Here is a 17,600-nt window from a genome sequence, read left to right as displayed (position 1 = left end):
CTATTAAAAAGAAGGTTGCTCAAAAGTTAATACTGAGCAACCTTCTTTTTTTAACCCTTTATTAAAAATATCATATTTTCATATATAAGAACTATTAATAGTTAGACGTATAAGATGCTACCTATTAAATATTTGTTTCGTTCTTAATACGAAAAACATCGTTTATACCTGCAGCTAATCTTCCATAGTTGATAAATCACCCGTAGGTAAATCTAATTCCCAGGCTTTTAACACTCTACGCATAATTTTTCCACTTCTTGTTTTAGGTAACTTTTCACAAAACTCAATTTCACGTGGAGCTGCATGAGCTGACAGACCTTTTTTCACGAAAAGCCTGATTTCTTCCTTTAATTCATCAGTAACATCGTAGCCATGTCTAAGTGCAACGAATGCTTTAATAATTTCTCCACGTACTGGGTCAGGTTTTCCTATCACCCCAGCTTCTGCTATTGCTGGATGTTCAACAAGCTTACTTTCAACTTCAAAAGGCCCAACTCTTTCACCGGAAGTCATAATCACATCATCTATCCTACCTTGGAACCAAAAATACCCCTCTTCATCCATATAAGCTGAGTCCCCTGATACATACCAATCACCTGGCATAAAGTATGACTCATATTTTTGTTGATTATTCCAAATCGTATACATCATCGATGGCCATCCTTTTTGTATAGCCAAATTCCCCATCCGGTTTGGTGGTAATTCATTTCCTTGATCATCAACAATCGCAGCCTTAATTCCTGGAATAGGTTTCCCCATTGAACCGGGCCTTATTTCCATACATGGATAATTACATATTAATTGGGCACCTGTTTCAGTCATCCACCATGTATCATGAATACGATTATTGAATACTTTAACACCCCAACGTATGACTTCAGGATTTAATGGTTCACCTACACTTAAAATATGTCTAAGGGTACTCAAATCATTTTGCTTTACTAAATCATCTCCAGCACCCATTAACATTCTAAATGCAGTTGGAGCACTATACCAAATAGTAACACCGAACTGTTCAATCGCTTCATACCATGTAGCTGGGCTAAATCTTCCTCCAATAACTACATTTGCAGCACCCACAAGCCATGGAGCAAAAATACCATACGCAGTCCCTGTAACCCATCCAGGGTCAGCAGTACACCAATAAACATCATCTTCTTTTAAGTCCAATACCCACTTTGCTGTTTGATAGTGCTGAATCATAGCATTATGGACGTGCAATACTCCTTTTGGTTTACCTGTTGAGCCTGAAGTATAATGAATAATAAGTCCATCTGATCTATCGACCCATTCAATACTTAAACGGTCACTAGCACTTTCCATTTCTTTATAATAATTAATAAACCTTTCATCATCTTCTAAGCCATCACCAACTAAAACGATATGCTTTAATGCTGGAAGCTCATTAACTGGAACTCTATCTAATAACTCAGGAGTCGTTACTAACACTTTTGCCTCACTATCTTCTAACCTATCACGTACTGCCCCTTCCATAAAAGCTTCAAATAACGGACCAACAATTGCTCCTAGTTTTATTGCCCCTAGAATAATAAAATATAATTCGGGAGAACGAGGCATAAACACAAAAACACGATCACCTTTTTCAACATCAGCTGCTTGCTTAAGTACATTCCCTGCTCGGTTAGAGAATTCACTCATTTCCTTAAATGTATATTTCTCTTTTCGAACAGAATCTTGATAATATAATGCAATTTTATTTTTCCTAAAGGTATATGCATGACGATCAATCGCCTCATATGCCATATTCACTCTACCTGTTTTTGACCAAGAAAAGTTATTTTCCACATCGGACCAATTAAACTGACTATAAATTTCTTCGTAGTCTGTTAAATTGTAATCCCCTTTCGTAACAGCTAACGATTCCACCTTCATTTACAATTCCCCCTTTGTAAATCTCTTCAAAGAATATTATATTATAAATACATACTGTTCTCAATTTTAAAAATATTAAAATAACATTTGTAGTTCTACAATACATTGTTAACGAATTGCCACAAAAATGAAGATGAAAAAAATGCACTGAGAGTAATTATATATTACTAATATTATGTATAATAGAATAAAACATGTAATAAGGTGGTGACCTAATGGAACATAAAAAAACTTATAATGCAAAAGAATTAAAAACACCACAGGGAAACTTAATTTTAGAAGGACCCATTTCATCTGCTAAACTATCAAGCTACGATTTTCATCACGATCTTATAGCATTTCGCCAACCAGATCAACAACATAAGGCATTAATAGGGATAGCAGATTTGCCTGAAGGTAGAATTATTATCGCAAGACACCAACATACCATAGTTGGATATGTTACTTTCTTATACCCTGATCCTCTAGAACGCTGGTCTGAAGGCAACATGGAAAATTTAATTGAACTCGGGGCAATAGAAGTGATTCCTAAATTCCGAGGTTCATCAGTCGGCAAAAACCTTATTAATGTATCAATGATGGATGATGTAATGAATGACTACATTATTATTACGACCGAATACTACTGGCACTGGGATTTAAAAGGTACAGGGCTTAATGTTTGGGAGTATAGGAAGGTAATGGAGAAAATGATGAATGCTGGCGGTCTAGAATGGTATGCCACCGATGATCCAGAAATAAGTTCTCATCCAGCAAACTGTTTAATGGCTAGAATAGGAACAAGAGTTGATAATGAATCCATACAAAAATTCGATCGATTAAGATTTATGAATAGATTTATGTATTAGATAGCCTTTAAATTGAAATACAGCTTGAAGGGGGAAATACAATGATAGTTGAACAAATAATGAAAACAGATGTAACAACACTCTTCCCAAATGATACGATTGAAACTGCTATCATCACGTTGCACAAAAAAGATATTAGACATATCCCTATTGTAGACAAAAGCCATCACATAATTGGGGTTATCTCAGATCGTGACTTACGTGATGCAAGCCCTTCTATTTTGGAACTTAACAATGATAATAAACACATACTTAAACAGCCAATAAAGAACATTATGAAAACTGACGTTATTACTGGTCACCCGTTAGATTTTGTTGAGGAAGTGGCCGCTGTATTTTATGAGCATCGGATCGGTTGTATGCCGTTAACAAATAATAATAAATTGGTAGGTATAGTTACAGAAACAGACGTCCTTCATACCCTTGTACAACTTACTGGTGCTCACCAACCTAGTTCACACATTGAAATTAAAGCTAGTAACAAAACCGGCATGCTAAGCGATATTGCCTCAATTTTTAAAGACCGAAATATCAACATCAATAGTGTCCTAGTATATCCAGATGTAGATGAGAGCTATAAAATACTCGTTTTTCGTGTCCAAACGATGAACCCACTGAAAATCGTAAATGAATTGAAAAATGAAGGTTATACAGTCTTATGGCCAACTCAACCAGGTATTTCTTTATGAGCGGAAACTCAGTCTTTATTTATTCGGACCAATTTCAATTATACAAATTTAGTGATGACCATCCTTTTAATCAATTGAGGGTGAAATTAACTTATGACCTCCTTAGAAAGCTTCATTTACTCGATGATAATCAAATTATCCCTCCTAGAATTGCAACAGATGAGGAACTGACGCTTATTCATGACCCAAACTATATACAAGCAGTAAAATTAGCTGGCAAAGGTCAACTTTCAGCGGAAAAAGCTCAAGCATATGGAATTGGCACCGAAGATACCCCCATTTTTAAAGATATGCATACAGCAAGTGCTCTGTTAGTAGGCGGTACGTTAACGGCTGTAGACCATGTGTTAACAGGAAAGGCTACACATGCACTAAGCCTTGGAGGAGGATTACACCATGGATTTAGAGGAAAGGCATCTGGCTTTTGCATTTATAATGATAGCTCTGTAGCCATTAAATATATGCAAGAAAAATATGGGGTACGAGTAATGTATGTCGATACAGATGCTCATCATGGGGATGGAGTACAATGGACATTTTATGATGACCCTGAAGTATGTACATTATCTATACATGAAACTGGACGATATTTATTCCCTGGTACAGGACATGTAAATGAAAGAGGACATGGGAAAGGTTATGGGTATTCATTTAATATCCCAGTTGATGCTTTCACAGAAGATGACTCTTGGTTGCATGCTTATAAACAATCTTTTTTAGAAATTGCAGACTATTTTAAACCAGACGTCATTATAACTCAAAATGGAGCTGACTCTCATTATTATGACCCACTTACACACCTTTCTTCGACGATGAAAATATATCGAGAAATTCCAAAGCTAGCTCATGAAATTGCTCATAAGTATTGTAGTGGTAGATGGATCGCAGTAGGTGGAGGGGGTTATGATATATGGCGTGTTGTTCCTAGGGCGTGGTCCTTAATTTGGATTGAGATGATTGAAAAATCACATAATATTTCTGATATACCTGAGGAATGGATCAAAGCATGGCAAGACGCTTCTCCAGTACAACTACCGTTAAAATGGGATGATCCAGCAGACCTTTACTCTCCAATACCGCGTAAAAATGAAATTTCTGAGAAAAACTTGCACACAGTCATGAAAGCGCTTCAAATCATTAGAGAAAATAAACAACAACCGAATTCTATATAAAAAATGGCTTATAAATCAAATTGATTTATAAGCCATTTTATAATTTTATGTCCTAATAACATTTCATTTAATATGCTTAAAAGAAGCTTTTTCTACTACAAGCGTTAAGGCATGTTCGAAAGTTAAAAATTAATTAGTTTGTTCAATGTATTCTGGATCAGAAATGACTATTTCAACTCTTCGATTTTTCTCCCAATTTTCTGGATTAGAGTTAGGAGCAACGGGTCTAGTATCACTAAATCCGACAGCTTCAAAGCGGATATCATCTAGCTGATGCTCTTCTATTAAATAACGAATAACACTGCTAGCCCGAGCTGTAGATAATTCCCAATTTGATGGGTATCTAAAAGTTTCGATTGGACGATTATCTGTATGCCCTTCCACTTTAACTAGATTTGACATGTCACCTAATAAATTTCCAACCTTATCTAAAAATGGATAAGCGGATGGCTGAATAATTGCTTCCGCAGTGTTAAATAAAACCTTTTCTTGTAAAACTAAAACAACTCCACGCTCATAACGATTAGCTACAATGACATCTTCAAGACCATTCTCTTCGAGGAATAGTTGTATTTCTACAACTAATTCATTTAATGGATCTGATATAGTGGTCTCCCCACTACCCTCTTTCAAATGTATATCTTCTGCTGATAATGGATCGAAGGGGATAGGAGATGGATCAAAGTCTAAAATATGGTTCGTTTTAAATGAATTAGCAACAGCTTTAAACTTAACAATATCAATTTGCGACATTGAAAACATTAATATGAAAAAAACAAGAATTAAAGTTATAAGGTCAGAAAAAGTAACCATCCAAGCAGGTGCACCTTTTTTTCTTGCAGTATGCACTCTTTTCCTATCTCTCATTTTGAGCTGCCTCCTCTACCTCCTCATCTTCGATGCCCACTCGCTCCTTATAAGATAAAAAGGCACTGAGCTTTTCTTCCAAAATTTTAGGGTTTTGACCAGATTGAACCCCAATCACCCCTTCAATGATAATTTGCTTCAAAAATACTTCTTTTTCTGTTTTCAAAGCAAGTTTTGATGCTAATGGAATGAAAACTATATTAGCGAGTAATGAGCCATACAATGTAGTTATTAAAGCAATTGCCATATTGGGACCTAAAGTCGTTGGATCATTCAAATTTTTGAGCATTAATACTAATCCTGTTAAGGTACCAATCATTCCCCAGGCAGGTGCTAGTTCTCCAGCCCTTTCAAGAATACTTCTTCCCTTCCGATGTCTTTCTTCCATTGCAGAAATTTCAGCATCCATAATATCATTAATAACATCAGGTTCGATACCATCTACAGCTAATAGGACACCTTTCTTAATAAACGGATCGTTAACATTTTCAATTTCAGCTTCTAATGCAAGTAAACCTTCCCTTCTCGCTCTATCAGATAAATTGACAAATGTATTAATTAATCCTTGTAGCTCCTGTTCATTTTGACTAAATGCTTCTTTTAACACCTTAAATAAAAGTTTAATGTCTTTTAAGGGAAAACTTGTTAACAACCCAGCAGTTAAACCGCCCAAAACAATATACATTGATGGGAAATGGATAAATGAGGATAATCCTGTCGATCCACTATTTGATATTATACCGAATAAAAACATAGCTACTGCAAGAACTAATCCACTAGGTGTTAGTAAATCGAATTTTTTTTTCATAATTTCTCTCCCTGTGCATATATAGAATCCAACCTCTCTATTCTATATATCGACAGGATTTTTAATTTGTTGAATGACGAAACTCAATTCTATGAGGAAGTACTACGACACTATCCTCTACCTTCTCTTTATTCATATATTTTGTTAACAACCGCATTGCTACTGCACCGATATCATACATAGGTTGAACAACTGTCGTTAATTGTGGTCGCACCATAAAAGATAACCTTGTATTATCAAAGCCAATCACTTCCATATCTTTAGGAATCACTGTGCCATGATCTTGCGCCCCATGAATGACACCTAAAGCCATTTCATCATTCCCAGCAAAAACAGCCGTTGGTTTATTTGGCATCTCCTCTATCTTTTTGTAAGCCTCAATCCCTGAATCATAAGTATAATCACCTTCAAGAACATATTCATCTACATATTGTAGTCCAGCTTCTGAAAGTGCTTTTTTATATCCTTCTAGCTTCTTTATACTACTAATTTGATTATCAAGTGGGCCACTGACGTATGCAATTTTTTTATGGCCATTATTAATAAAGCTAGTTGTCGCATCAAATGCAGCTTGTTCATAATCAATGTTGACAGAAGGGATAATATTTTCTTCTTCAATAGATGCTGCTAAAACTACTGGTACTTGTGATTTTTTAAATTGTTCAACATGATCTTTTGTAATATTCCCACTCATATAAACGATTCCATCGACTTGTTTTCCAAGCATTGTATTAATTAAATGAAGCTCTTTTTCTTTATTTTGATCGGAGTTGCTTAAAATAATGTTATATTTATACATTGTTGCTATATCTTCTATCCCTCTCGCTAGCTCAGCGTAGAAGATACTTGATATATCAGGAATGATCACACCGACAGTTGTAGTTTTTTTACTCGCTAAACCACGTGCCACTGCATTTGGTCGATATCCAAGTTGTTCAATTGTCTCTAATACTTTTTTCCTCGTCGCTGGTTTTACATTTGGGTTCCCATTTACAACCCTTGAAACAGTTGCCATTGATACATTAGCCTCACGTGCAACATCATATATAGTAACATTCATCATTATCAGCTCCTAATTATTTTCTTTATGCTATTATTTGCTTAAATTTTATATTTAACAGAACCACTACTTATATTAATAAGCAAGAATTGTTTTAGTATTGTATAGAGTTTCACAAACGGCCTTAATAAGGGCTATTTTCACATCAATCCTTACTATTCATACTAAGGTGTAAAAAACTAACATTCGTGCATCTTTTCTACTATCACTTTAACAGTTTCGGACAAAAACACATCTTCATGTTCATTGTTAATATATAAATATAGCTGCAAAGTTTTTGAACAGAGATTTAATTATAAATATTATGTAGGTGACATTTCTTAAGTTATATGTAACATATCATACGATACTATGAAATAGACCGCAATCAATATACAAATTATTTTCACAAAAAAAAACTCCTGCCATAACAGGAGTAATACATATTTAACACAAATATAGCTATATTTCGTAACATCTGTACACTAAAAACCGTTGTAACTGGTGTCACATCACGCTTTTATAAATTTTTATTAAAACAGTAACAGTATAAAGCAAAAAGAGCTATTAATTAAGCTTTAACAGTGCTAGCTGATTTAATTTCATTGATAAAATCGTTAAATTGATTGAAATCCATTTGTTGTGCTGAATCAGAAAGTGCTACAGCTGGATCTGGATGAACCTCTGCCATTACACCATCTGCCCCAATTGCTAACGCTGCTTTAGCGGCAGGTAATAACAAGTCTCTACGACCAGTAGAGTGTGTAACATCAACAAATACTGGAAGGTGTGTCTCTTTCTTTAAGATTGGTACCGCTGATATATCTAATGTGTTTCTTGTGGCTCTTTCATAAGTACGAATACCACGTTCACAAAGAATAATTTGTCCATTGCCTTGAGAAATAATATATTCTGCAGCGTTGATAAACTCATCTATAGTAGCTGCTAAACCACGCTTCAGTAATACTGGTTTATTCACTGCCCCTGCAGCTTTGAGTAAATCAAAGTTCTGCATATTTCTTGCGCCAATTTGTATAACATCAATGTAATCCACTGCTTTTTCAACATCAGCTGGATTAACAATTTCACTAATAACTGCTAAATCATATTCATCTGCAACTTGTTTAAGTATTTTCAATCCTTCTACACCTAAACCTTGGAAGTCATATGGTGATGTTCGTGGCTTAAACGCTCCTCCACGTAGAAGCTTTAATCCATGCTTCTTAATTTCGTTTGCTACTGATGCAACTTGTTCATAGCTTTCAACCGCACACGGCCCCATTACAAAGTGATGATTTCCATCACCAATTTGTTCACCTTTTATATCAATAATTGTGTCTTCTGGTTTTTTCTTTCTAGAAACTAATAATGCTTTACGGTGATCATCTTTTTGTAGTTCCAGCCCTGCCTTAAATATTTCTTTAAAAATATGTTGCAATGTTGAAGTCTCAAATGGCCCATCATTTTGTTCATTAATTAAATCCAACATTTTTCGTTCTCTAACAGGATCAAAACGATTAACACCTTGTGCTTCTTTCACTTTTCCTATTTCTTGTACAAGTGATGCACGTTCATTTATTAACTTCAATAATTGCATGTTAATCTCTTCTACTTTTAACCTTAGCTCGTCTAATTGTTTATTACTCATCTCTTTCATCCTTTCGACTATGATAAAGTGTATTCAAATCAAGAACTTTGGTTCCCCTTTTTGAATGACAAATTATAAGTTTGATTCCTCATCTAATAATGATATAGCAAATATATTATGCTCAGATTACTTTATTAGATGTGGAAAGTGTGGTACATTTCATGTAATTAGAGTTTATTATATACGAATTCAATTGTGTTGTCACTAAAAAACTTTAATATTTAAACGCTTTTAAGTGTTAAAGTGTTTTGATTAATTGTGAAGAAGGTGAGAAGCTTTGACCTTACTACCTACGATTTTTGCATTAGATATAGGAACAAGATCTGTCAACGGCATAATAGTTAAGGAAAAAGATAACAATTTTGAAATTGTTGACATTGTAACAAAAGAACATTCTGAAAGAGCAATGCTTGATGGGCAAATTCATGATGTATTGGCTGTCTCAAAAGTTATAACAGAAATAAAAACAGAACTAGAAAGTAGACATGGGAAATTAGCTAAAGTATGTGTAGCTGCAGCAGGGAGAGCATTAAAAACTGAACGTGGTCTAGTTACTATGCCCATTTCAGGAAAACCGATCATGACAAAGCAAGACGTACTGCATTTTGAATTAAGCGCTGTTCAGCAGGCCCAAATAAACTTAGCGTCAAATAATAAGGAAGATAAAAGCTATCATTATTATTGTGTAGGATATTCTGTCATATGCTATAAGCTAGATGATGAAGAAATTGGCAATTTAATTGACCAGCAAGGTGAAACTGCTTCTGTTGAAATAATTGCCACATTTTTGCCTAGAGTCGTTGTCGAATCTCTTATATCAGCATTACAGCGCTCTAATTTAGAAATGGAAGCTCTCACACTGGAACCGATCGCTGCCATTAATGTACTGATACCCCAAACAATGCGTCGATTAAATGTAGCTTTAGTTGATATAGGTGCAGGTACTTCAGATATTGCGATTACTGATGCTGGAACAGTTGTTTCTTACGGGATGGTACCAATTGCAGGTGATGAAATTACTGAAGCTATAAGCGATGGCTACTTACTAGATTTTCCACTCGCTGAAAAAGCAAAACGAGAGCTATTTACGCAAGGGACCATTACGATTACAGATATTTTAGGATTTGAGACAGAGGTTCCGAAACATGAGGTTATTAAACAAATTTCTTCCTCCATAGACAAGCTGGCATCCTCCATAGTAAGTGAAATACTAACATTAAATCAGCATAAATCTCCAAAGGCAGTGATGCTAGTAGGTGGTGGTAGTTTAACACCTGAATTGCCAAAACGAATTGCTTCATACCTAGAGCTACCAGACAATCGAGTCGCGATTCGTGGCATTGATGCAATTCAAAGACTAATTTTATCTGAAAATATTCAAAAAGGGCCTGAACTAGTCACTCCTATTGGAATAGGAATTGCAGCTAAACAAATGCCTGTTCAGTATTTAAGCGTGACAGTAAATGACAAATCTATTAGACTATTTGATATAAAAAAACTAACTGTTGGTGATTGTTTACTATCAGCGGGCATAGAAATGAATAAACTGTACGGCAAGCCTGGTATGGCAAGCATTATTACATTAAATGGACAAAAAATTACTTTGCCAGGAAATTATGGTCTTCCACCAACGTTATTAAAAAACAATGAACCGTGCTCACTCGATGATTTAATTCAACAAGGTGACCATATTACGATTGAAAAAGGCCGCGATGGAAGTCCAGCTCGAGTACAAATCAAAGATATTATTGATCAAATACCTACAGCACACATCACGATTAATGGACAAAAGCATAAAATAGCTGCAAGATTTTTAAAAAACAAGCAAGAGGTGAATGCAGATAGTTTCGTTATTGATCATGATAGCATTCATTGTGAATTTCCTTCTAATATTAAAGGGTTACTAAATTTTATACAAAATGAAAATATGCACTCTGAGTTACTTACATATTCCTTAGTGATTAATAAACAAGAGACAAAAATTCCCTCTATGTCTGGATACATAACTCGTAATGGTGTGAAAGTGCCTCCAACATCTAGCTTTACAAATAATGATAATATCGTTATTAATTTCTCTAAATCTACATTAACTGTTAAAGACTTAGCTGAATTAAAGGGAATTATGTTATCTCAAACGATTCCAATTCAGTTTAATCATAAGCAAATATTATTAACAAAAAGTATAAATGAGATTTATAAAAATGGAACGAAACTGAATGAAGCCGATATTTTATATAGCGGCGATCACATTGAAATAGAAAGCAAAACCGTTGAGCCATTTATCTTTCAAGATATATTTTCACATATAGAATTCAATTTACCTGACAATGCGCATGGCGGTTACGCATTACTTAGAAACAATGAAGAAGTATCGTTTAAAGATATTATAGAGCCAGGAGATGAGCTACGTATCGTCTTTCAGGATAAAAACACATATGTGTAAGCATAAGGCTCTTCTCATAAGCTATATTGCTATCTAATTAGAAACAGTGCGAAAAATAACAATTTATGCGAAAACAGCCAAACGTTAAGGAGTGGGAGGATGATCCTCCCACTCCTTTATCCTACCTGCTTTTTTAATGTATCGTAAGTGATGTTCCAGTGAGATGCATGCCAAATGACCTTGCCATCCTTCACTAGTAAAACTTGTGGAGATTCATGTTTAGTACTATATTTTTCAGCTATAAAATTTGAAAGAGCTCTTGATTCCTGTACATATAAATACAATATTTGAAGCTCTTCATTTTCATTATTATATTTTTCAAATTCCTTAAAAGCTGAACTGCTAATCGGACATGTTAAGCTGTGTTTCATTACTAAAAACTTTGAATGCTCATTAATAAGCTTTTCAAATTGTTCCTTAGATGATATTTTTACTTTAGCCAATATAAATCCCCCTAACCTTAAAAATCGCAATTGTTCTTCTATCTAATCCCAGCATGCCATGACTTTCTTTCTCTTGAACTTATACAGTATCTTCATCCAAATCTATTGCGACTCACAAGGGCATAGGTGCTGAATCTAGACAACAAGAAATGAGCAATCTCCTTAGTTATCTCTGAAATTCTTCCAAAAAAATAGGTAGTGAAGTAATCATAACACTCCACTACTTATTACTCAATTGAATTGAACTTTCCATATCCTCAATAGCTTTTTCAGTTTCTTGGAGCTTTTTTTGAATATCAATATCATTTTGTCCAATGGTAATATATTCATTTTTTTGTTTAGCTAGTGTTGGTTCCTCTTTCTCATTTGTTATAGTAGTTGGTATGTCAGAATCGCCATTTCTTTTCATTTCTTTCATTTTAGTTACGATGTTAGAAGATTGTTGAGCAACTGTTTTTCTGAACCCTGCTGTTTTATCCTTTGCTGAACCTGCAATCGATGAACCTTTTTCCATGACTGTATTTTTAATTTGACCAGTTTTATCCTTAACAATTACTGCTTGTTCATTAATATCACTTCTTAATTCTTTTCCTGATTTAGGTGTCAAGAATAGAGTAGTACAAGCTCCCACAATACCACCGACTAAAGCACCAATCAGAAAATCTTTTGTATTGATCCCATCTTTGCTCATCGTATTATCTCCTCCTTCATTAATGTATTCAAAATGTATATTCAAGCTCCCCCACAAAGTATCATGCTTCTTCAAGCGGAGTAGACTTTTACAAACCACTGAAGCTAATTTGCTTTAATGACTTACTTAGATTTACTTTTCCACTTATTCCATAAGTCAATTGCTGCACTTCCCCATTGAACTACTTGAGTTACTTTCTCTTGATTATCTTCTAATTGATTCACTACTGATGTAGAAACCTCTTGTACTGACTTATTAAATCGATGTACAGACGTACCCACATCATTAACAGCATCTACAACTGAATTTAACTTTTCGGATTTTTTTTGAATATCTTCAGCGAGAATGTTTGTTTTCTTTAATAAATCAGTTGTTTCTGATGTAACTCCCTCCACTTGTTTTTCTAGTGAAGACAGCGTATGTGCTACACTTTTTAACGTAAGTTGTAATGAAACTAATGTCTTTGCTAAAAAAATTACTAGTACAACAAAAGCAACAGCTACAATAGCTACACTAATATAAACTATCCACATCAACCTAACGTTACCTCCTTTTCAGCTATAATAACCTAATTATCTTTTAAATTCGACGTATGTCTATTATGTTCCTCTCTAAAAATGTATAAAGTTACATTTTTGCATTTATTAAATTGATACTCGTAGTATTTCAGTAATACAAAACAAATATTTTCGGTTACAATAATATAGGATAGCTCAAGATCAATTAATTGTATTAATCTGTTAGTAACATTATGTATATACTTTATATAAGGTTTTGGGTTAAACAATGTTGCTTCACAATTCTTATAACAATTTGGAGGAATTTATCATGAAGGATCCAAGAATTAACACATTGGCTAAAAATTTAATAAACTATTCCGTTAGTTTACAAAAGGGTGAAAAGGTTCTAATAGAGAATTTTGGACTGGAAAAAGAGCTTGTTGTAGCATTAGTTAAAGAAGCATATGCTGCAGGTGGTCAACCATTTGTTTCATTAAAGGATCAACAAGTTGACCGTGCATTATTAATGGGAGCAGAAGATGAGCACTATAATATGATAGCTGACTATGAAGCAAACGTGATGAAAGATATGGATGCTTATATTGGCCTTCGCTCAGGTAATAACATTAATGAATTATCGGACGTCCCTGATGAAAATATGAAAGTATACGGAAACACAATACTAAATAAAGTACATCGAGAAATACGTGTACCAAAAACAAAGTGGGTTGTATTGCGTTATCCAACCTCTTCAATGGCTCAATTAGCGAAAATGAGTACTGAATCGTTTGAGGATTTCTATTTTAATGTTTGTAATTTAGATTATGGTAAAATGGCCACTGCCATGAATAGCTTAGTCGATTTAATGAATAAAACTGACAAGGTTCGAATAACGGGTGTAGAAACTGATTTAACTTTCTCTATTAACAATATTCCAGCAGTTAAATGTGCTGGCCTCAGAAATATTCCTGATGGTGAAGTTTATACTGCCCCTGTACGGGAATCGGTAAACGGAACAATTACTTATAATACCCCATCTCCATACCAAGGTTTTACATATGAAAATGTAAAGCTTACATTTAAAGATGGCAAAATAATCGAGGCAACCTCTAATGATAATGAACGAATAAATAAAATTTTTGATACTGATGAAGGTGCTAGATATGTAGGTGAATTTGCAATTGGTGTAAATCCATACATCCAACATCCAATGCAAGATATCTTATTTGATGAAAAAATAGATGGTAGCTTCCACTTTACTCCTGGGCAATGTTACGATGAAGCATATAATGGGAACAGCTCAAATATTCATTGGGATATGGTCATGATCCAACGCCCTGAATATGGAGGTGGAGAAATATATTTCGATGATGTCCTCATTCGTAAGGACGGTCGTTTCGTTATCCCAGAACTTGAAGCATTAAATCCAGAAAATCTAAAATAAACAATAACAAAGCAGAATTACCTTGGATACTTCTGCAAGCTTCACCATTAATTTAAAAGAAAAACGTACTACACTAACCGTTAAAAACGCTCAGAGCATAAGCTCTGAGCGTTTAGTGTATGTGTATATATTAGTAAATTGCTTGGTCATTTATTTAGGCTGCTACTGTAAAATTTAATATATCTTGAAGAGAACGATGTGTTTTTACGTACAGTCATCGTATATAAGAGACGCTATGCCACAAGCTCTAATTTGTATGCGTGTTTATTTAATTGTCTTTTCATATGCTTCTTCAAACTTTTGAATATCACCAGCACCCATAAATAACAGCACACTATTTTCATGACGCTTCAATCGTTCAATTTCTTTCTCATTTATTAACATGCTCCCATCTATCTTTGCTTGTAAATCAAAGATAGAAAGCTTACCTTGGTTTTCACGGGCTGATCCAAAAATATCGCACAAATATACTTGGTCAGCAAGTTGTAAGCTAGTAGCAAATTCATCTAAGAAAGTTTTGGTTCTAGTATACGTATGCGGTTGAAACACAGCGACAATTTCTCTGTCAGGATATTTTTGCCTTGCTGACTCTACCGTTGCTTTCACTTCTGTCGGATGATGCGCATAATCATCGATCAATACCTGATTACCTATTCTCTTTTCACTGAACCTTCTTTTCACACCCTCAAATGTTTGAAGTTGCTCTTTAATAACGGCTAAATCAATATTTTCATAATGACATAAAGCAATGACTGAAAGGGCATTTAATACATTATGATCACCAAAAGTAGGTATCTTAAAAGATGAGAAAAAAGTATTTCTAACAAATACATCAAACGTGGTTCCATCAGAACTTTTTTCTACATTTCTAGCTTGAAAATCATTATCATCATTCAAGCCATAGTACAATACTGGTACTTTAGCTTGAATTTTTTGTAAATGTTCATCATCACCACACGCAATGATTCCTTTTTGAACTTGTAATGCTAATTCTTGAAACGCATCAAATACATCATCCACATTTGAGAAATAATCAGGATGATCAAAATCAACATTTGTCATGATTGCGTAATCAGGATAATAAGAAAGGAAATGGCGTCGATATTCACACGCTTCCACAATAAAATATCTACTGTTTTCTACTCCCTTTCCAGTACCATCACCAATTAAAAATGAAGTAGGATGTGCGCCTCTCATTACATGAGATAAAAGTCCAGTTGTAGATGTTTTCCCATGAGATCCTGTAATTGCAACACTAGTAAATTTCTGCATAAAATCACCTAAAAAACGGTGATATCTTATGACTGGTACGCCTAATTTATTCGCTGCATCTAATTCTTCATGTGTATCAGGAAAAGCATTACCAGCAATTACAGTATGATCTGGCTTAATATTTTCCTTATCAAAAGAAAAAAATGGTATTCTTCTTTCTTCAAGTCCTTGTTGTGTAAATAAACGCTTATCAATATCAGAGCCTTGAACCTCGTAATTCATATCATGAAGTATTTGAGCTAGCGGACTCATTCCAGTACCTTTAATACCGACAAAATGGTAAACTGTCATATGAAGAACCTCCAACTTTTCGTATATCTGTAAGACAGTATATGACACTTATCTAGATTTGCTAACCTTTGAAAACATTAAACCTCAATGATTTCATATTTGAACATTATACCATTGATTGTAGATGAAAACCATGTAATTTGTAATACAGATACTTACAGTTATAAAACCATCTTCAGTTAAAGTAGAATTGTTCTAAAAAAGTAAGTGTTATTAGGCTCTTTACTAATACTTGGATGCTATGTTACTAAATTAAAATAGTAAAGTCGTTTTAAATAATCGTCTACTGCTATTGGAAAAATATAAAAAAATCAGATTGATACTTTCGTTTAAAAAAAAACGAAAAACAACACCCATTTGAAAAGGGTCTTTGTTATTATAGTTCAACCTTTTCAAGTCTTTCATTCGGTCTAAAACGTCGTCCTACTTTAGCTTGGGGAACTCCATCCAGTAAAACATTGTCTCCTGTAAAACCAATATGGATTTTTAATAAACTGCTCCCGACACCATATATATCCACTGGTACATTTTGTTTTTCAAATTCAGTAATTCTCTTTTCATTAAATCCACCACTTACAACTATTTTCACATGATCAAATCCTTCTCGATCAAGTGCTTCCCTTAAGGCAAAGATAAGTGGAGGGTTTACTCCCCTTGGATCAAACGTACCAAGGACTTCAGGATGTCTAACAAAATATTGGTCAATCATCGTTCTTGATGTATCAACTCTAACAGCTTTCAGTTTTTCTCCGAACTCTCTAGCAACTTTTAGAGCATCAACTATACTGTCATTATTATAATCGACCAATACTATAAGCTCTTCTTCTTGAAAAACATCATGATATGCTTTCGTCGCTGCAACAATGTCACCATCAAATAACTGGATAAGAGCATGTGGCATCGTTCCCATACCTTTTTTACCCCACCACTCATTCATCGCATGAGTAGCTTGTGCAGTGGAACCACCTATATAAGCTGCGTATCCATCCCCCGCTTGCTGTGTAAAATGATCATCACGATCACCCATAAATATAATTGGCTTTTGTATACCAGATAATCCCGCTGCTTTTACAACGTTATATACATTAGTAGCAACTGATGTTCTTCGTGCTAATATGCCATCAATAATTCCCTCTAAATAACCAAAACTTTGATAGGGACCAGTTACGGTTAACACCGTCTCAAAAGGACTAATTTTGTCACCGTCCTTCAAAGAATAAACTTCTAGTTCTTTTGGATTATCAACAAAAGTATTTAATAGTGCAATCACTTCATCCGTACCACATAAAACTGCATGATTTTTCTGAAAGAACTGCATCGTAACAATATTATCGGGCTTAAACTTTTCAATGATTTCTTTTGTTTTCAAAAAATAAACAGCCGAAAACCATCCGTCTTTTACACGTTCGTCAAACTTAAATGTCTGATTAGTAAGCCTGCTAATTTTCCCTTGTAACTTTAATTCTATTTCTTTCATACCTAAGGAACTCCTTATATCATTCTAATATGTATCATAATACGCAAACATAAGCTATTGCTACTAGTTTATATT

Annotated in this window: 15 protein-coding genes; 5 read left to right on the top strand and 10 right to left on the bottom strand. The window is 34.4% G+C overall.

Features of this window, described 5'->3' with window-relative positions:
* Positions 1-174 precede the first annotated feature (174 nt).
* On the bottom strand, positions 175-1,893 hold the full coding sequence (acsA, locus tag SLH48_RS00520; protein ID WP_214481651.1) for an acetate--CoA ligase: 1,719 nt from the start codon (positions 1,891-1,893) through the stop codon (positions 175-177).
* A 215-nt stretch (positions 1,894-2,108) separates the two neighbouring features.
* On the opposite strand from acsA, the gene SLH48_RS00515 reads away from it, so the two are divergent.
* Genes SLH48_RS00515 through SLH48_RS00505 form a run of 3 tightly spaced genes read left to right on the top strand, consistent with a single transcriptional unit; the run spans position 2,109 to position 4,602 of the window.
* Positions 2,109-2,741 carry a GNAT family N-acetyltransferase gene (locus tag SLH48_RS00515; protein ID WP_214481652.1) on the top strand — a complete coding sequence of 211 codons (633 nt, stop codon included), beginning with the start codon at positions 2,109-2,111 and terminating at the stop codon, positions 2,739-2,741.
* Positions 2,742-2,782: 41 nt separating this feature from the next.
* The gene (locus SLH48_RS00510; RefSeq protein WP_214481653.1) at positions 2,783-3,430 is read left to right on the top strand and encodes an acetoin utilization AcuB family protein; all 648 of its coding nucleotides are present in this window, start codon (positions 2,783-2,785) and stop codon (positions 3,428-3,430) included.
* Complete coding sequence (locus SLH48_RS00505) at positions 3,427-4,602, top strand: acetoin utilization protein AcuC (RefSeq protein ID WP_320256651.1); 1,176 nt, start codon at positions 3,427-3,429, stop codon at positions 4,600-4,602. Before SLH48_RS00510 ends, SLH48_RS00505 begins: the two co-directional genes overlap by 4 nt.
* A 129-nt stretch (positions 4,603-4,731) precedes the next feature.
* Here the strand turns inward: SLH48_RS00505 and motS are convergent, their stop codons facing one another.
* The 4 genes from motS to SLH48_RS00485 form a co-directional block, all read right to left on the bottom strand.
* The gene (gene motS / locus SLH48_RS00500; protein ID WP_214481655.1) at positions 4,732-5,469 is read right to left on the bottom strand and encodes a flagellar motor protein MotS; all 738 of its coding nucleotides are present in this window, start codon (positions 5,467-5,469) and stop codon (positions 4,732-4,734) included.
* Positions 5,459-6,277, bottom strand: coding sequence for a flagellar motor protein MotP (gene motP, locus SLH48_RS00495; RefSeq protein WP_214481656.1), 819 nt, complete (start codon positions 6,275-6,277; stop codon positions 5,459-5,461). The genes motS and motP overlap by 11 nt, the downstream gene beginning before the upstream one ends.
* 61 nt (positions 6,278-6,338) lie before the next feature.
* A complete protein-coding gene (gene ccpA / locus SLH48_RS00490; protein ID WP_214481657.1) occupies positions 6,339-7,337 on the bottom strand; it encodes a catabolite control protein A in 999 nt (332 codons plus the stop codon).
* A 550-nt stretch (positions 7,338-7,887) separates the two neighbouring features.
* Positions 7,888-8,964 (bottom strand): bifunctional 3-deoxy-7-phosphoheptulonate synthase/chorismate mutase, encoded by a 1,077-nt coding sequence (locus SLH48_RS00485; RefSeq protein WP_214481658.1) that lies wholly within the window; start codon positions 8,962-8,964, stop codon positions 7,888-7,890.
* 277 nt (positions 8,965-9,241) lie between these two features.
* Here SLH48_RS00485 and SLH48_RS00480 point away from each other — a divergent pair, with 277 nt between their 5' ends.
* Entirely contained in the window at positions 9,242-11,407 is a 2,166-nt protein-coding gene (locus SLH48_RS00480) for a cell division protein FtsA (protein WP_320256649.1), read from the top strand.
* Positions 11,408-11,523: 116 nt separating this feature from the next.
* On the opposite strand, the gene ytxJ is transcribed toward SLH48_RS00480, so the two are convergent.
* The 3 genes from ytxJ to SLH48_RS00465 form a co-directional block, all read right to left on the bottom strand.
* Positions 11,524-11,850 (bottom strand): bacillithiol system redox-active protein YtxJ, encoded by a 327-nt coding sequence (ytxJ, locus tag SLH48_RS00475; RefSeq protein ID WP_214481660.1) that lies wholly within the window; start codon positions 11,848-11,850, stop codon positions 11,524-11,526.
* 220 nt (positions 11,851-12,070) lie between these two features.
* Complete coding sequence (locus tag SLH48_RS00470; RefSeq protein ID WP_320256648.1) at positions 12,071-12,541, bottom strand: YtxH domain-containing protein; 471 nt, start codon at positions 12,539-12,541, stop codon at positions 12,071-12,073.
* A gap of 122 nt (positions 12,542-12,663) precedes the next feature.
* Positions 12,664-13,077 (bottom strand): DUF948 domain-containing protein, encoded by a 414-nt coding sequence (locus SLH48_RS00465; RefSeq protein WP_320211036.1) that lies wholly within the window; start codon positions 13,075-13,077, stop codon positions 12,664-12,666.
* 292 nt (positions 13,078-13,369) lie between these two features.
* Here SLH48_RS00465 and SLH48_RS00460 point away from each other — a divergent pair, with 292 nt between their 5' ends.
* The gene (locus SLH48_RS00460) at positions 13,370-14,485 is read left to right on the top strand and encodes an aminopeptidase (RefSeq protein ID WP_320256647.1); all 1,116 of its coding nucleotides are present in this window, start codon (positions 13,370-13,372) and stop codon (positions 14,483-14,485) included.
* A gap of 264 nt (positions 14,486-14,749) precedes the next feature.
* Here the strand turns inward: SLH48_RS00460 and murC are convergent, their stop codons facing one another.
* Positions 14,750-16,048, bottom strand: coding sequence for a UDP-N-acetylmuramate--L-alanine ligase (gene murC, locus SLH48_RS00455; RefSeq protein ID WP_214481664.1), 1,299 nt, complete (start codon positions 16,046-16,048; stop codon positions 14,750-14,752).
* Between the two features lie 376 nt (positions 16,049-16,424).
* Positions 16,425-17,525 (bottom strand): nicotinate phosphoribosyltransferase, encoded by a 1,101-nt coding sequence (locus SLH48_RS00450; RefSeq protein WP_214481665.1) that lies wholly within the window; start codon positions 17,523-17,525, stop codon positions 16,425-16,427.
* Positions 17,526-17,600: the final 75 nt, after the last annotated feature.

It is taken from the genome of Cytobacillus sp. IB215316, assembly GCF_033963865.1.
Taxonomy (GTDB): Bacteria; Bacillota; Bacilli; order Bacillales; family SM2101; genus Nanhaiella; species Nanhaiella sioensis.
The sequence above is the reverse complement of the archived record's forward strand: the minus strand, read 5'-3'. Positions and strand labels throughout refer to the sequence as shown.

What these genes read in the sequence shown, in the direction of transcription:
- acsA (WP_214481651.1), bottom strand. Translation starts at nt 1,893, where the DNA reads ATGAAGGTGGAATCGTTAGCTGTTACGAAAGGGGATTACAATTTAACA.
- SLH48_RS00515 (WP_214481652.1), top strand. Translation starts at nt 2,109, where the DNA reads ATGGAACATAAAAAAACTTATAATGCAAAAGAATTAAAAACACCACAG.
- SLH48_RS00510 (WP_214481653.1), top strand. Translation starts at nt 2,783, where the DNA reads ATGATAGTTGAACAAATAATGAAAACAGATGTAACAACACTCTTCCCA.
- SLH48_RS00505 (WP_320256651.1), top strand. Translation starts at nt 3,427, where the DNA reads ATGAGCGGAAACTCAGTCTTTATTTATTCGGACCAATTTCAATTATAC.
- motS (WP_214481655.1), bottom strand. Translation starts at nt 5,469, where the DNA reads ATGAGAGATAGGAAAAGAGTGCATACTGCAAGAAAAAAAGGTGCACCT.
- motP (WP_214481656.1), bottom strand. Translation starts at nt 6,277, where the DNA reads ATGAAAAAAAAATTCGATTTACTAACACCTAGTGGATTAGTTCTTGCA.
- ccpA (WP_214481657.1), bottom strand. Translation starts at nt 7,337, where the DNA reads ATGAATGTTACTATATATGATGTTGCACGTGAGGCTAATGTATCAATG.
- SLH48_RS00485 (WP_214481658.1), bottom strand. Translation starts at nt 8,964, where the DNA reads ATGAGTAATAAACAATTAGACGAGCTAAGGTTAAAAGTAGAAGAGATT.
- SLH48_RS00470 (WP_320256648.1), bottom strand. Translation starts at nt 12,541, where the DNA reads ATGAGCAAAGATGGGATCAATACAAAAGATTTTCTGATTGGTGCTTTA.
- SLH48_RS00460 (WP_320256647.1), top strand. Translation starts at nt 13,370, where the DNA reads ATGAAGGATCCAAGAATTAACACATTGGCTAAAAATTTAATAAACTAT.
- murC (WP_214481664.1), bottom strand. Translation starts at nt 16,048, where the DNA reads ATGACAGTTTACCATTTTGTCGGTATTAAAGGTACTGGAATGAGTCCG.
- SLH48_RS00450 (WP_214481665.1), bottom strand. Translation starts at nt 17,525, where the DNA reads ATGAAAGAAATAGAATTAAAGTTACAAGGGAAAATTAGCAGGCTTACT.